The organism is Deinococcus roseus (assembly GCF_014646895.1).
Classification (GTDB): domain Bacteria; phylum Deinococcota; class Deinococci; order Deinococcales; family Deinococcaceae; genus Deinococcus_C; species Deinococcus_C roseus.
Genome location: NZ_BMOD01000014.1, coordinates 66,320 through 80,439, shown reverse-complemented (window position 1 = coordinate 80,439; position 14,120 = coordinate 66,320). Strand labels below are relative to the sequence as shown.

Genomic DNA, 14,120 nt, shown 5'->3' with positions numbered 1-14,120 from the left:
CACCACATCGCCACCTCTCCTTTGAAGGGACGTTCACCACATGAAAAAATTGTCCATCCTCACCCTCACCGTGCTCCTCACTGCCTGCAGCATCCACATGCCCGGATCCAGCAAAACCAAAGATCAACCTGCGACAGTGAAAGCCCAGATCCTGGATTTCTACCATGATGCAGATGCCCTGGCCGTCAAGCTGGAAGCAGCCACCACCGCAGCCAGCATGGGGGTCATGAAGCAAAGCCTGGATGACCTCCCAGACGGCCTGAAAAGCCAACTGCTGGAAATCCGTTCCCAGACCGTACAACAGCACCCAGAAGTGCAAGAAAGCCGGGTGTGGCTCAGCGAGAAAATTCAGCTGGTTTCAGAAGATCAGGCCACCGAAGTGACAGAAAGTGTGCTCGGACTGTTCACCCTGAGCACCGTCTCTGAAGTGGACGGGCATCAAGCCTGGCTGGCCCAGATTGTGCTGGACATGGAGAAAATGCAGGTGGTGGATTACCGCATCAATTCAGACCTGTCCCAGCCTTTCACCCCTGCCTTCATGCTGGTTGCCCCCAAGCTGAACGAACCACCCCTCTTGAGGCGCGTGTGGGACGGCTCGATTTCCCAGTAGGGCAAGACGGGCAGCTTCAAAACCAAAACCATTGAGTTGGATGACGATGGCCAGATTGTCAGAACGTTCTGATGTCCGGCTGCTGATCACCGGAATGTGTGCAGGGGGGGCTGTGCTGGCGTACAGCCTCCCCTCCCTTTTCTGGTTGGGCTTCTTTGCGCTGCTTGGATTCCTGTGGCTGCTCTCCAGATGCCGCACCTTCTGGTGGTATTTGCTGATTCTGCTGGTCCATTATGCCGTTCTGACGGTGCACAGCATGTGGGGTTTCTTTCTGGACGGGACGTTCACCCCGCTGCAGTCGGTGGGAGTGGTGCTGCTGGCCGTGCTGTACAGTGCTGTGCTGGCCGGGGTGCTGCACTTCACCCGGACGCTCCACCGGAACCAGCTGGTGCTGATCACCTCCCTGCTGTACCTGGGGGAACTGCTCTCAGAGCTGTCTCTGAGCGGCAATTACCGCCTGCCGTACAGCCTGGGATATTTGCTGCTGGACACCCCCCTGAGCGCACTGTATGCCCTGATCGGGGTGAAAGCCAGCGTTGTGGCCGTGGGTTTCCTGCAGCAACTGGTGCAGAAACGCCATTGGAGCGCTGCAGGAGTGAGCCTGGCAGTGGTGGCCACCATGGTGACGGTCGTAAACTTCCATCTGCACGCGCCCGGTCAAAAAAGCCCAGTCACCTTCACCCTGCTTCAAACCGGCCTGAGCATCCCCCTCTTCCAGGACTACACTGCAGAAAACGCCAAGGCACAATACCAGGCGCTCAAAGGCCTGATGCAGGAGACAGGCCAGTCGGTGCTGCTCTTGCCGGAGACCAGCATCCCAGATCCTGTCTACTACCGGTTGATGCAGCCCGAACTGCAGCAGGTGCTTGCGGACCGCACGGCCTTGCTGGGCGCAGTGTACTCCGGGCCGGAAGGGGTCACCAATGCCATCATCAAATACCAGGGAGGAGAAACCCAACCGGTGTACCACAAACGCATTCTGGTGCCCTTCACCGAAACCCACTGGCTGTACCCAGGGCCTGCCCTGCCCGTTCAAAACATCAAAGGGGTGAAGCTGGGCATGGCGGTGTGCATGGAAGGGGTGTTGAGTGAACCTCTGCGTGAACAGGTGCAGGCAGGCGCAGAACTGCTTTTCGTGGCCACCAACACCCAGGCCCGAATCGCATACGCATACCAACAGATCGGACTCCGAGCCAGGGCCCTCGAATTGCGCCGACAGATCATGGTGGCTTCCCTGCCAGGAGAAAGCACATGGATCAACGAAAAAGGTCAGGTGCTGGCCTCAGCGGGATGGCATCACCCCCAGGCCTTGCAGCTTCAACCCCATTTGAACCAAGGCCTCACCCCCTTCGCGCGTTTCGGTCAGTGGATGGCCCTTTTCATTGTTCTGTTGGGTCTCCTGATGGTGGGCTTTGAGGGTTACACACCCAGCACCCTCTCCAACAGGGCCTTTCGAAAGGTAAGGGAATGACATGCCCAGATTGATGGCATTGAGCCTCAGGCCCCCCTGGGGATACCTCATCAAGCACCACGGGAAACGGGTGGAGAACAGACAGTGGGCGGAACATGGACAGAACCACCAGAGGGCCGTGGAACAGGTGGGCCACTGGGTGGCGCTGCATGGTTCCAAATACCGTCCTGAACACCAACTTGCCATGGCGGGTGTTTTCATGGACCTTCTGGTGAAAGGGTTGGTGCCAGAATCCGACAACCTGATGGCCCAGGCCGTTGAGCACCCCACACGGTTTGCAACAGAGGGGATTTTTGCACTGGCCCGCCTTGCAGAATTCACCACAGAGCATCCCAGCCCCTGGGCGATGCCTGGGCATTTTCATCTGGTGCTGGATCAACTGGTGTTCCTGGAGCAACCCATCACCTGCTGGGGACAGGAAGGCATGTGGGAAGTGACCGACGAGAAGGTCAAACAGCAGTTGCGGGAAGTTTACCGACAAGCAAAAAAGGTGGAATCTTTCATTCAGAACCCTGAGGTGCCTCGTTTCTGTTCTGCGGGAACACAACTGAATCCCACCCTCAGGCAAAAAGAATGAGTCAATCCGTCACTTCACGGACTTCCGAATCCCGATTGCATGGTTTGGGTTCTGCAGGCAGCTGGCTGCACGCTGTATCCATGACAAAGTTGTTTTGAATCAAGAAACCCAGGTGTTAAACCCTTCAAGTCGATTTGGAGGCACCTTCCTGGCGATCCTGGTGAGCGGCGAAAAAAACTTCGTCCAGGACAAGATTTGTTGTAAAATGTTGGGATGAAGTTCTACACCCTGTATTCAGGCATCAATGTGGATACGGAAAACCTGCCTGAACTGTTGACACAACTGCAGGCGGAATTCGAGCCTGGAAAGGTCACCTTCCCTGACCATCGTCCACACTGGCAAACCCTCCTTCAGAACCCAGGATTGCTCAAAGAATTGGAAGCAGACAGTTCCAGGGTGCCCTTCCGGTATGCCTGCGGTGATTTTGCTGGAGCTTCCAGGTATGCTGTGCGCGACCCCAATGTGCGAAAAGGCAAGAAGGCGGCCCTGGTCGTGGAGTTGCATGTGCTCCCAGAGCAACTTGTGGTGGATTTCCGCGATGGCCTGGGCTTCGTGCTTCAGCAGACCCCAGTTTCACTGGCTCCAGACATTCGCAAGAAGCGTGAGGATTTTCTCCTGGCCTGCTATGGCCCCCGCCTGTTGGAACTCTATCAAAACACTGGTCACATCAAGGACACAGAGGAAAGAGACGGTCTGCTTAACGCCTTTACCTTCTGTCCTGATGTGATCGAGCACCATTACCGCAACGGTTATGTTTTTGCAGGGAGGTATGACACACTTTTTCGGTCTGCCTTTCGGGTTTTATTGGATTTGCCTGCCATTCCTTACAACATCATTTTGCTGGGTAATGACCATCGGCAGCACCCTGAACACTTGGTGGCAGACTTTCACCTCAGCGACCTGCAGTGAGCAACAGGTCGAAACAGGGGGTACGATAAGATACCTTATCGTACCCCCCGTGCTAAACTGACCCATGGCCTTGCACCTCAGCTTGCAAATCTCCGATGAGTGGAGTGCCAGCCTCCTGGCCTCCCGGACGCTCGAAGGGCTCCACCAGAAATTCGCCTTTGACAACCTCAACCGACTCATTGACCTGTACGGACCAGACCACGAAAGTGAACACTTCAACCGGTTCTTTGAGGACGTGGAAAACCGGCAGTACGGCGTGGCCACCGAACGCTTCAAAAACCTCCCTGAAATCGCACCCCACTACGACTTCTACCACCTGCAACTCGACACAGAAACTCCTGGGCCTGAAGTGTGGGTGGGCGTGTACCTTGAAGAAAACCAGCCCATCGAACAGGTGCATGTGGTCATTGGAACGGACGAAGACCAAGTGCGCAGGGAACTGCTGAACCACTTCATGCAACAACACACCGGCTTCAGTGACGTGTGGCCCATTTACCCGACCCTGCAAAAAATGCATGAGGAGGGCCGCTTCCAGGACATGCACCGGCTCCTCAACACCCACATCACCGAAGGCCTCCTGCGGGTGGAACACCTGACCCTGGAGGAAGAACTGTGAGCGGCTATGAAATCGTGCTGCATCCGGATCCCCTGCAGCAAGCCAGAGGGTTCACCAACTTCAGTGAAGCCGACCGAACCAAACACACCGTCAAAGCATGCGTTGACAAGGACTTTGATGCCATCTGGGAGATCGTGCAGGCTTACACCGTGCTGTACGGTGAAGCCACCGTGCTGACCAGTCCGCACAGTTTCCGGTCCTACCGCAGGGGCATCCTTACGTTTGTCGAATATGCCAAAGCGAACGGCATCAACCTGCTCGACCCCAGAAAAGACGACCCCAGCCTTTACCTGGCCCACCTGAAAAGCACCCAGGCTGTGAACCCCCACTGGGGTTCAGAGGACAAACGGCGCAAGAAAGCAGGGAAGCTCAGCAGCGCCACCCTGTATTCCCGTCTGGCTGCCGTGCGGCTGCTGTACCGGGCCCTCCGCTGGACCGCGGCCACCGAAGCGGATCCATTCAGTGACTCCAGAGTGAAAAAAGACCTGCGGAAAGGCACCGAGAAAAACGCCCCTTACACTGCAGAAGAAGTGAAGCAGGTGCTGAACCAGGCCGACCAGCTGGCCATGCGGGTGCTGATTTTGCTGCTGGCCCACGGTGGCTTGCGCATCGCCGAGGCTCTGGCTGTCACCTGGGAAGACGTGAACATCAGGTCAAAAAGAATACAGGTCAAAAAAGGCAAAGGTGGCACCTCCAGAAGTGTTCGCATGTCTGTTTCATTAGCAGAAGTGTTGCAGGGGTACCAGCAGGAAAGGGTTGGCTTAGAGCCAGAAACCGCTTTATTTCCATTTTCTACACGAAAGCAGGCTCACAAGCACATGGGTCGCTTGTTTTTGAAAGCTGGAGCAGTCTTTCGGGGTTTTCATGCTTTCAGGAAATATGCGGGGACAAGCCTGTTGAAGCACGCCACCTTACAGGAAGTGCAAGAGCATTTGGGGCACAGTGATCCAAAAACCACCATGTTGTATGTTGAGGTGGACCGCTCCCAGCTTGAAGGAGCACTGGACCGAATGTGATTGTGAAGCAATTGTGATCTGAAACCACTCTTGTATGCTTAATTGAAGGGTCAGGTTCTTTGTCAATAGGGGTAATCCCTGCTTTGGTATTGATGGTGATTCAGAAATAATGTGGTATGCGGCACATGCACAGAAGCATTCTTGCTTCTGTGCATGCATTTGCTTGCAATGACATATTGTGTTCCCTGCCGTATAACTGCTTCCACATCCACCGTAAAGGAGCAAAAAATGACCCAAACATCCGCCCCAAACGAACCTATAATCTTAGATAGGCATGAGCTACCCGAGGATATTCATAATCAAGGGAGTGGACAACCAATCTATTTGGCTATTTCTGGAGGTGGATACCGTGCAATGTTGTTCCACCTAGGAATGCTGCTGAGCTTGAGGGATCATGGGTTGCTGAAAAACATCAATTTGGTTTCAAGTGTCTCCGGTGGTGGCATCCTGTCTGGTTTACTTTTGAAACATCTGAGTGATGTTCAAAGCCCTTCAGCGCGTATCACTGAAGACATTGTTGACGCTGTAAAAAAAGAAGCTGTAAATGCGGCAAAATACAAAGATATACGCACTTTGGCCTTGCTCCCTCTAATGCTCAATCTTTGTTTGTTGCTTGGTGCGTTATGGATTTTTGTCAATCAGTGGTCGAAGCAGTTGATTGATCCACTGTCCTACGTGAGTAAACATCTCATTATGGAAAATCGGTATTGGATAACTGGATTCATGGTGACCTATTTATTTGCTTTTCTCAACCATAATGCATGGTTGAAGCAATTTGTTCAGGTGGGATGTATAATTGCCTACAACTTTCTTGCTTTAAAGTTTATTGTTTTAAAGATTGACAGTATACCATATGAAAAATCTGATTTCTATACTATATTCGCTATCTATATTTTTACTATCTTTTTGCTCTTTGCCCTAAGTGTAAATATTAAAAATAAGAAGTGGGCGGGATTTTTTGGTGTGAGTTGCGAAATAATTAAAATATTATTTATTGCAAACTCTATATTTCCCGTATTTTGGATAAAAATGTTAGAGAAGTCCGGTATTGTAGGTGAAAAAATTGCCTGGGATTTGAATGTTTTATATGGAAGTGTATTTGGTTCGCTTGGCCTTACTACTCTAGTCACTGTTGGCGCTATCTTTGTCTATTTCGGGTTATCGATATTAATCTCTCAGTGGCAGAGCATGGCATTAATGTATGAAATTAGACGCCAAATCTTAAAAGATAAGGATTTTACGCTGAAAAAAATTGCAGATTATACTGATATTAATTTTATTTTTTGTACAACACACTTAAATCTTGGGACTTATCTTGCATTTTCAGCCAAGGATACATTTGGTCCAACCTATTCAATAAAAGATATCGATCGAAATCTATCATTTGCCATTGGATTATCGGCTTGCTTTCCTCCAGTATTTACTCCTAGAAATGTAGGATTTACACACTTTAGAACGATTCCTTTATGGCAATTCCGTAAAACGCCAGACTTGGATGATAGATTAACATTTGATCCGGGAGTAGGAAAGCAAAAGCGACGCATCATTATTAAAGGACTTTCCGATGCATGGGTGAATGATGGTGGTAATTTTGATAACATGGGTGTAGATCCAATGCTAAAAAAGCTAACGCCAGAAAATGATAAGATAGGCGTATTTATTTTTTCGGACGGTGGAGGTAGCGGAGTATTTGATGGCGGAATTAGTAGGCTGTTTATTTTTGCGGACTACTTTTCGTTGATATATAATGAACAGAGAAGGCTGAGAGTAACAATGATCCAGAGTTTCATTTCCAAATACACTGGAATTTATGTTGGCATTGGAGAGGCATTGCGTGAAGAAAAAGAAATATTACAGCCTACAGTCAACTTCCAAGGAATTCCTGGATTTCCTTCTGAAAATATATATAATCAGAGTTTGGTTCAACAAATTGCAGGTATTAAAACCGACTTCGCTCGATTTACGGACAGTGAGATTCAATCCCTCATCTGTCACGGTTATACAATGACGACATACAAACTTAGAAAGAGATTTAATATTCGCAATGTAGATGGCTCACCCTGTACGCCCGTTCCTATGGGTTTCGACGAGTGTTATGGAAATAGTAAGTTGAAGCTTTCCAGGTGGCAATAATCTGATAATTTCAGGTAACAGATGAATTAATGCTCATATTTAAGCTCAGTGTTCTTATATTATGTGATCTAAAACGACATCAAATGCCGTTTTATTGATTTTGTTACGCTTGTAGTTACTTTTGAGATCAGTGATTTATAGATCATATTTTGATCTATAAATCACTGTTTGTTAAATTAATCAACAAATTGACTTGCGAAAATGGAAATTATTTAACATCTCGTCTTAATTGGAGCGTTCGCTGCTGACACCGAGGGAAAAACGCACCGAATTCCCTTCAGGATTTCGTTCGCAGTAGGCTTCATATTCAACCCCAGCAGGAGTTTTCCCGGTGGTGGAAAAATTTTGTATATGACGATCTGCACACGACTGCATTGATGCTGTGACAAATTTTCGACCCGTAATCACTGAGAATATGTTAGCTGTGTTGATCAAATCCTGTTGAGATAGAGGCAGGGAGAAATCCAACGCCACCCATTTGATGACGTTGTCTTTGCGCTCCACCGTCAATTCTCCACGCTTGAGGGCATAAACATAGAATTTGCTGCCTGCCAAGAACCCCGATCCATCTGTGTTTTTTTTCAGGTTGCATCCCAAAGTTTTACAGAATTGCTGTTCATTGACGGAGGCTGACATTCCCAGGAGGCCATTTTTGACATCGCCTTTGGTCACAGCCGCTTTTCTCTCTGGGGCTTTTCTGGGGATCAGGTCCATGCTCTCATCACCTGGCACCTGGCAGAAACGCAGGAGCACAGAGGCCTCTTCACCTGAATACCAGTACAGTTCGCCCCGAATGTCGTGCCCCCCCGCCCAGGGGGTCACAAACAGTTTTTCGTAGGCTGTGCCACCATTTCCGTTGGGCACAGGCGCTTTTTCAGTCCATTGGGTTTTGGGGTGTCGGGAACTGATGGCTTTCACCACGTCTGCAGGTGGAATCAATTCCCCTTTCCCGTACCATTCCATCACTTCACCTGCGTACACGTTCGTGCCAGGGAACTTCAGACACCCCCAATAATCACGCATTTTCAATCCATCTGAAAAGGCCTGCATGAGACGGCTGCCAATCTGGGTGCCGAGACGATCGGTGGATGGTGCATAGGGCCAGCTGCTCGGGACACTGAACCAGACGTCCAGGGTTTGTGAATAGCGATTGCTGACGGTTTCTTCGGCATGTGCCAGAGCACCCAGGCAAAGCAGCAGGCTCAGTGTCCGTTTCATGGGTGCAGTGTAGCACTTTGCGCTTTTTTGCTGCTTGTCTTTCAGAGCATCCCTGCACCGCTGGATTTGCTTTTTCCTTTTTGAGGGCCTTGTGGTCTGTGATGGCATTCATTGTGGAACAATGGAGCATGACCAGAGATAAATCGTATCGGTGGCAATCTGACATTTTGACCCAGGACATTCCAAATTGGCAAATCCTCAGCAACTTTGGGGTGGTGATGGAGTTTGTGGATTCCGAAACTGCACCCATGGGTGTGAGGTTTCAGAGTCGATTTGGAGAGGATGTCCTGGTGTATCAGGATATGCGGGAGTCTGATTTTCAAGGAATGGGAATGCTGATTCATGGAATGATCGTGGACAACGCACAAGCTTTGAAAGAAAAGGGCTTGGCTTCCATCACTGAATGAAATGTGGAAGCAGCGGCAGCCTGAACAGGCTGCCGCTGCTCGTTGGATGCGTTTAGCGTTTGTGGCCAAAGAATTGATTGGCAAGGGCCAGGGGTGCAACCACCACAATGAGGAGGGAGAGACCGGTTTTCAGGGTGAATTCCACATCATGGAACACCTTCAGGTAACCGAAAATCAGGCCAGCCACCACAGCCATGATCAGGCTCATTTTGATGGCAAGTCGGAAACTGCTTTTGCTTTCTTGCTTTTGGTAATTTCTCTCCAATTGATCCCAGTTTTCCTGCAGATTTTCCAGGGTTTTTTCAAACCGGGGTTGTTGATTTTGGGTGAGTGGATCTTCACTGTGTTTTGGTGACTTGTTCATGGTTTTCCTCTGTGCAGTGGTGGATTTTGCGGGTCAAGAGGTGGCGTTGCTTCGGAAGATGTGAGATTCATCGATCAACACCAGTCTGGGTGTAAAAATAGGTGCTTCTTTGAGCACGGTGGGCAGGTGAAGCTGGACCTGGCGGCCACTCCAATTCAAGGTCAGGAAGCCATTGTGTTGAAGTTTCATGGAGGAGGGACCAATGGCAGCCCCGCCAGTGGTAACAGGCAGCACGGGTTGCCTGGTGGTGTGGGGCAGGGCCTGTTCAAAGGTGGCTTCCTTGAAGGCAAAGGAGCCCTCGCCGCTGTAAATGTGAACGTTGTTGAGTTCCCGGGCCTGTTGCTCCCAGATCAGCCAAACGTTGGCGTAAAATTCCATTTCTGTTGCGTTGTGTTCTTGAAGTTGTGTCAGGGCATCAAGGACGTCGTCATAGGGCAGAATCAATCCGTCTCCATTGTGGTTCTGGTGGGCCAGCAAGAACAGTTCTGTGCTGTCTTCACTGCGCCATTTGCCGGGTTCCACGTAGGCCTGGAGCAGGGTGTCTGTGGTTTCAAAGTTTTGCCTGAGGTTATCTGGAATCTCGATGCCATTTTTCTCGATCAGGTGCAGAAGGCTGTGTTGGTTTTGGACCAGTTGTGTGAGCAGGAGCATCAGGGCCTGGGGGGTGTTTTGTGAATTCATGTTGTGCTTCCTTTCGTGATTGCGGTGGTGCTGAGGGGATGGCGGATGGTCGTGGGGCTGAAATGTGATGGGAGCTTTGAAACTGGTGGTGAAATTTTGAGGCAGTGCCATTTTATATGATGGCATAGAATTTGATAACCACTTTCGATTATCTGATGCGTGATCCGATTTATGTACTTTTATATTGCCCTGGTTGCTCTCTTGATTTGACCAGGTGTGCTGGGACCAGCAGCAGGCTGTGGGTGGTTTTTCCCCGTTCGGCGATTTTGTCGAGGTCTGCTTGTTTGACCTGCTGGTTTTCTGCCAGTTTTTGCAGGGCTTTGGTGTCGATGGTGGCCACTTGCAGGGCCAGATCAAGTCCCAGGGTGTCGGCCACTTTTTGAAAGGAATACACCGTGGGTGTGGTGCTTCTGAGTTGAAAAACATAGCCTCCAGTGGGGGGAATGTGGGTGTTTTTCAGGAGGTGGGTTTTGATTTTTTTGGCGAGTTCTTCGCGTTCTTTTTCCAGGGCCTGGATGGTGTCTCTCAGGGCAATGTAGTGGGCGAGTTCTTCTGCGGTGATGGCTGGTGTTTTGCTGTTTGCCATGGGAACCTCTGTACTTTCCTGTTATCTAGTATACACCGTTGTAACGGGTGGTCAATATGACGCACGAAAATTCAATGATGCTTGAAAAAAATATGATGCTTCTATATATTGTGTAGAAGGAGGTTTTTTCATGTCGGTAAAAGTTGGTAAATCTCAACTGGTGACCCTGGTGGCTGAACGCATGGACGTCACCAAAGTGGACACCGAACTGGCCATTGACACCATGCTGACAGTCATTTCTGAACAACTGCAGCAGGGCAACGAAGTGTCCCTGCCAGGCCTGGGCAAACTGTTGGTGACCCCCACCAAGGAACGCAGTGGGGTGCGTCCCGGCACCACCGAACGCATCACCATTCCAGCAGGTCAGAAAATCAGCTTTCGGGCATCCAGCACCCTCAAAAATGCCCTGACTTCGTCCTGAAACCTTCCCTTGCTCTCTTCTCCTCCTGAGCCCTCTTTTGAGGGCTTCGTTTTTTTAACCCATGAAGAAGGGGACCTGCATGGTCCCCTTCTTCATTTCAGTTGTTTTTGGATCTCTGCAGCGAGGTCTGGATCCACATCCACTTTGGTGCGGTGCGGCGGGTGGGCTTTGTTGCCTTTGTCCACGCTGTCCTGATAGAGCTTCTTGATCAGACGGTCCAGGATGAGGTACTGCACGGCCTGAGGCAGAGACTCCAGGAACTGTTCGCGGGTCTGTTTGCCGCCCAGGTCTTCGAGCAGCTGCAGTCGGTGGAACAGCACATCTTCCTGAGACACCGGTCGGTGGAGCAGGTCTGTGAGGGTGGTTGCGAGGACTTCAGGATCCAGGGGTCTGGGTGCCTGCAACTGCAATTGAGCCTGCTGCAGAGGCGTGAGGGTGTCCCAGTGGTGGGTTTTGCTGAGCACATGGAGCTCAAAGGTGGTGAGGATGATGCCCTGGTCTTCCAGGTAGCTCTCAATGCGCTGGCGGATGGGGTGCCGGTCCTCATCTGCGGGTTTTGCTGTCCCCTTCTTTTGACGTTTGGGGATTTCGAAGAGATGCAGGTTGTTTTCTTTGAAGTTTTCCGGCAGGCGGGTTTGCACCTGGTAGGAGTTGTTGCTGTTGAAGTCCACTGCTCGGCCCATCTCTTCTCCGGTTTCCTCGGAGGTGGGTCGTTCACCGTACTTGTAGAGCAGTTTGCGTTCGGTTTCGGGAAGCAGGGAGATCACGTGGGCCTTGAGGTCGTCATCGTTGAGGCCAAGTTGCTCTCGGACGTGCTTGCGGATTTTGCTTTTGTCTTTGCGGTTGAGGGTGGTGGGATTGTTGGCCACCAGCTCCGGGTAGGTGGCGTGCAGGGCCTGAATGTACTGTTCTTCAGGCATGATTTGCACCAGCTGGCTTTGGGCCACGGCGCGGGCCTGCAGGCTCATGTCTTTCCAGATTTCGGCTTCTTCCAGGCGCAGGCATTGTTTGTGGGTGAGCACGCTGGGGTAAGGCTGGGGTTTTTTGTTGTTTGGAGTGGTGCGGGTGAGGCTGCGGGGCCTGCCGGGTTTGGCACGCTGAGGGGTGTCCGTTTTCGTTGTGCTCTTCTTGTCGGTGGGCATTTCCCCTTCCTTTCGCGTTTTGAGAATGTTTCTGTGTTCTAGTTTACGCAAGTCTGCGGGAGGGTGTCAAAAAAAGGATGTGTCCGAAGGTTTGAGCGAAATCTGATTTTTGCTTCAAACTTGAACCATCCGGCCCCGGTTTGCCGGAAAAGCACTGTCTGACCCGGCTTTCGGTGCCCAGGGCATGCCGTCAAGAGATTTTACATCTGGTACAAGCTTTCTGAAGTTTCTTTTGAAATGTTAAGCGCGGTGTGTTGACTTTGCAGGCAGAAAAATGAGACCATTGCTTGAATGCCCTGTTGCAAAAATGCTGTGCAGAACGCATGTTTTGGATCACAAAAATTTGTCCAAGTCAAGTAAGGGGTTTCATGTACAATACACTCGCATCTGTAGGATGTTCTTTGGAGGATTATGCCCGGATCCAATTCAGACCTCAGTGACACCATACATTTGAGTCACGCCTGGGAAAGCCTTTTCGGCCAGTGTTTCCGTGAGAACCGCATTGCCGATTTGAAATCCAGCCTGCTCAAATGGCTGCATGACCCTGTGGCCAGGGTCCGGTATGCCCGCTGCCTGCACAGCGAAAATGCCCCGATACAAGACATTGAACATTACCTACAAGACAACACCCCCCTCAGTCAGGCCTACCTGCTGTTCATCCGCAGCAAAAGCACCAACTTTCAGCACCACCGCCGCATCGTGGAGGACTTCGTGGGATCCCCCTCAGCCCCCATCCGGCCCCACTCGGTGTTGTTCCAGAGCCCAGCAGCAACCTCCACCGACATTGAGGCCTGCATGTACCTGTATTACAGTGTGGGCATCAGTTTGCTGTTCGTGAACCGCGTAACAGAAGGACGCAGCTACCTCCAGCAAGCCCAGGACCTGGCAGAGGTGCTTGGCATGACCATGACCTCCCTGATTTCCGAACTGAATGTGGGCCTCAGTCGCTTCATTGAGGGAGACTACCTCAATGCCCTGGAATCCAGCACCCGGGTGGTCAAGGGCATCGAAAAATTCAAGGTGGACTCCATCAACCTGGAGAAAGTCAAAGCCCACGAGGTGTGGCTGGCCTACATCACCGGCTCCAAATTTGAAGCCTACGCCAACGACATTGCGGACCTGAGCTCCTGGGGGATGTTCAAGCAACTCCTGAATGCTTTTTACGATCAGGACATCAAAGTCCCCAATGAAGTGGACCCCTTCCCCCTGACCCAGCTGCTGTACTACCTCAAACGTGCCCGTGACCTCGGATACGCCCTGCGGCTTCTGGACAAAGCCATGATCGAAGAGGCCTGCCAGCTGATCCTGGATTTGCCGCCACCCACCACCGACGATGACTTCATTTTCCTGACGGCACTGTGGATCAAAGCCTACGCTTTCAGCCACTGCGGAATGCCTGAAGAGGCCATCGCATACGTCGAAGGGCACCTCAACCTGTCCATCATCAACCATTCCGAAGCAGCCCGCATCCTCAGGGGGATTGTGCTGCTGCAAAGCCAGCTCATGCTGGGGGACCAGCAGGTGCTGCCCGGCGTCAAAACGGCCATCCATACCGTCACTTCCTACCTGGAGAAACAACCCAAACTGATCCGTGAACGGGTGATCACCCTGATTGCACGCGGCATGCCCAACGTGCACTACTTGCTGCTGCGCACCGGAGCCAACCTGCCAGAACTGGAAGAATACCTTCACAGGGAATGCCTGCTGGTGCAATCCACCCAGGCCACCTTCCGGGGAGAAGTGGTGTCCGGTTATCCGCTGATGCTGGGTTCAACTTACACCGATCTTTTTGTGGATGACTCTGCCCACAACCGTGAAGTGGTTCACAGCCGCCTGAGCCGTCACCAGGAAGTGGTCAAGCAACTCGGAGTGAACCGCCTGCCAGGACTCATCTTCGAGCCTGCCGTGAATGCCACCATGGTGGTGCTCAGGGATGCCGGGGTGCTCGATTCCAGCTGTGTTTGACCTG

The 14,120-nt window shown here is 51.4% G+C and carries 15 protein-coding genes; 10 read left to right on the top strand and 5 right to left on the bottom strand.

Annotated elements, in window-relative coordinates; translation table 11 throughout:
• The first annotated feature begins 40 nt into the window (after positions 1–40).
• The 7 genes from IEY52_RS16590 (at position 41) to IEY52_RS16560 (ending at position 7,332) form a co-directional block, all read left to right on the top strand.
• The gene (locus IEY52_RS16590) at positions 41–610 is read left to right on the top strand and encodes a hypothetical protein (RefSeq protein ID WP_189004381.1); all 570 of its coding nucleotides are present in this window, start codon (positions 41–43) and stop codon (positions 608–610) included.
• 46 nt (positions 611–656) lie between these two features.
• Entirely contained in the window at positions 657–2,081 is a 1,425-nt protein-coding gene (locus IEY52_RS16585; RefSeq protein WP_189004379.1) for a nitrilase-related carbon-nitrogen hydrolase, read from the top strand.
• 1 nt (position 2,082) lies between these two features.
• A complete protein-coding gene (locus tag IEY52_RS16580) occupies positions 2,083–2,658 on the top strand; it encodes an ASCH domain-containing protein (protein WP_189004377.1) in 576 nt (191 codons plus the stop codon).
• A gap of 213 nt (positions 2,659–2,871) precedes the next feature.
• Positions 2,872–3,567 (top strand): hypothetical protein, encoded by a 696-nt coding sequence (locus IEY52_RS16575; RefSeq protein WP_189004375.1) that lies wholly within the window; start codon positions 2,872–2,874, stop codon positions 3,565–3,567.
• A 64-nt stretch (positions 3,568–3,631) separates the two neighbouring features.
• Positions 3,632–4,183 (top strand): hypothetical protein, encoded by a 552-nt coding sequence (locus tag IEY52_RS16570; RefSeq protein ID WP_189004373.1) that lies wholly within the window; start codon positions 3,632–3,634, stop codon positions 4,181–4,183.
• Complete coding sequence (locus tag IEY52_RS16565; protein WP_189004371.1) at positions 4,180–5,199, top strand: tyrosine-type recombinase/integrase; 1,020 nt, start codon at positions 4,180–4,182, stop codon at positions 5,197–5,199. Before IEY52_RS16570 ends, IEY52_RS16565 begins: the two co-directional genes overlap by 4 nt.
• Positions 5,200–5,427: 228 nt before the next feature.
• Positions 5,428–7,332: a patatin-like phospholipase family protein gene (locus tag IEY52_RS16560; RefSeq protein WP_189004369.1), complete on the top strand. Its 1,905-nt coding sequence runs from the start codon at positions 5,428–5,430 to the stop codon at positions 7,330–7,332.
• A 225-nt stretch (positions 7,333–7,557) separates the two neighbouring features.
• Here the strand turns inward: IEY52_RS16560 and IEY52_RS16555 are convergent, their stop codons facing one another.
• Positions 7,558–8,550: a hypothetical protein gene (locus IEY52_RS16555; RefSeq protein ID WP_189004367.1), complete on the bottom strand. Its 993-nt coding sequence runs from the start codon at positions 8,548–8,550 to the stop codon at positions 7,558–7,560.
• 128 nt (positions 8,551–8,678) lie between these two features.
• Here IEY52_RS16555 and IEY52_RS16550 point away from each other — a divergent pair, with 128 nt between their 5' ends.
• The gene (locus IEY52_RS16550) at positions 8,679–8,957 is read left to right on the top strand and encodes a hypothetical protein (protein WP_194510049.1); all 279 of its coding nucleotides are present in this window, start codon (positions 8,679–8,681) and stop codon (positions 8,955–8,957) included.
• Positions 8,958–9,009: 52 nt separating this feature from the next.
• On the opposite strand, the gene IEY52_RS16545 is transcribed toward IEY52_RS16550, so the two are convergent.
• From IEY52_RS16545 to IEY52_RS16535, 3 genes are all read right to left on the bottom strand, one after another.
• A complete protein-coding gene (locus IEY52_RS16545) occupies positions 9,010–9,321 on the bottom strand; it encodes a hypothetical protein (protein ID WP_189004362.1) in 312 nt (103 codons plus the stop codon).
• Positions 9,322–9,354: 33 nt separating this feature from the next.
• Positions 9,355–10,002, bottom strand: coding sequence for a hypothetical protein (locus IEY52_RS16540; RefSeq protein ID WP_189004360.1), 648 nt, complete (start codon positions 10,000–10,002; stop codon positions 9,355–9,357).
• Between the two features lie 169 nt (positions 10,003–10,171).
• On the bottom strand, positions 10,172–10,588 hold the full coding sequence (locus tag IEY52_RS16535; protein ID WP_189004358.1) for a hypothetical protein: 417 nt from the start codon (positions 10,586–10,588) through the stop codon (positions 10,172–10,174).
• A 130-nt stretch (positions 10,589–10,718) separates the two neighbouring features.
• On the opposite strand from IEY52_RS16535, the gene IEY52_RS16530 reads away from it, so the two are divergent.
• Entirely contained in the window at positions 10,719–11,009 is a 291-nt protein-coding gene (locus IEY52_RS16530; RefSeq protein ID WP_189004356.1) for an HU family DNA-binding protein, read from the top strand.
• Positions 11,010–11,101: 92 nt separating this feature from the next.
• Here IEY52_RS16530 and IEY52_RS16525 read toward each other — a convergent pair whose 3' ends face one another.
• A complete protein-coding gene (locus tag IEY52_RS16525) occupies positions 11,102–12,151 on the bottom strand; it encodes a hypothetical protein (protein ID WP_189004354.1) in 1,050 nt (349 codons plus the stop codon).
• A gap of 411 nt (positions 12,152–12,562) precedes the next feature.
• On the opposite strand from IEY52_RS16525, the gene IEY52_RS16520 reads away from it, so the two are divergent.
• The gene (locus IEY52_RS16520) at positions 12,563–14,116 is read left to right on the top strand and encodes a hypothetical protein (protein ID WP_189004351.1); all 1,554 of its coding nucleotides are present in this window, start codon (positions 12,563–12,565) and stop codon (positions 14,114–14,116) included.
• Positions 14,117–14,120 lie beyond the last annotated feature (4 nt).

What these genes read in the sequence shown, in the direction of transcription:
- IEY52_RS16525 (WP_189004354.1), bottom strand. Translation starts at nt 12,151, where the DNA reads ATGCCCACCGACAAGAAGAGCACAACGAAAACGGACACCCCTCAGCGT.
- IEY52_RS16530 (WP_189004356.1), top strand. Translation starts at nt 10,719, where the DNA reads ATGTCGGTAAAAGTTGGTAAATCTCAACTGGTGACCCTGGTGGCTGAA.
- IEY52_RS16570 (WP_189004373.1), top strand. Translation starts at nt 3,632, where the DNA reads ATGGCCTTGCACCTCAGCTTGCAAATCTCCGATGAGTGGAGTGCCAGC.
- IEY52_RS16545 (WP_189004362.1), bottom strand. Translation starts at nt 9,321, where the DNA reads ATGAACAAGTCACCAAAACACAGTGAAGATCCACTCACCCAAAATCAA.
- IEY52_RS16560 (WP_189004369.1), top strand. Translation starts at nt 5,428, where the DNA reads ATGACCCAAACATCCGCCCCAAACGAACCTATAATCTTAGATAGGCAT.
- IEY52_RS16540 (WP_189004360.1), bottom strand. Translation starts at nt 10,002, where the DNA reads ATGAATTCACAAAACACCCCCCAGGCCCTGATGCTCCTGCTCACACAA.
- IEY52_RS16550 (WP_194510049.1), top strand. Translation starts at nt 8,679, where the DNA reads ATGACCAGAGATAAATCGTATCGGTGGCAATCTGACATTTTGACCCAG.
- IEY52_RS16555 (WP_189004367.1), bottom strand. Translation starts at nt 8,550, where the DNA reads ATGAAACGGACACTGAGCCTGCTGCTTTGCCTGGGTGCTCTGGCACAT.
- IEY52_RS16520 (WP_189004351.1), top strand. Translation starts at nt 12,563, where the DNA reads ATGCCCGGATCCAATTCAGACCTCAGTGACACCATACATTTGAGTCAC.
- IEY52_RS16590 (WP_189004381.1), top strand. Translation starts at nt 41, where the DNA reads ATGAAAAAATTGTCCATCCTCACCCTCACCGTGCTCCTCACTGCCTGC.
- IEY52_RS16580 (WP_189004377.1), top strand. Translation starts at nt 2,083, where the DNA reads ATGCCCAGATTGATGGCATTGAGCCTCAGGCCCCCCTGGGGATACCTC.
- IEY52_RS16585 (WP_189004379.1), top strand. Translation starts at nt 657, where the DNA reads ATGGCCAGATTGTCAGAACGTTCTGATGTCCGGCTGCTGATCACCGGA.
- IEY52_RS16535 (WP_189004358.1), bottom strand. Translation starts at nt 10,588, where the DNA reads ATGGCAAACAGCAAAACACCAGCCATCACCGCAGAAGAACTCGCCCAC.
- IEY52_RS16575 (WP_189004375.1), top strand. Translation starts at nt 2,872, where the DNA reads ATGAAGTTCTACACCCTGTATTCAGGCATCAATGTGGATACGGAAAAC.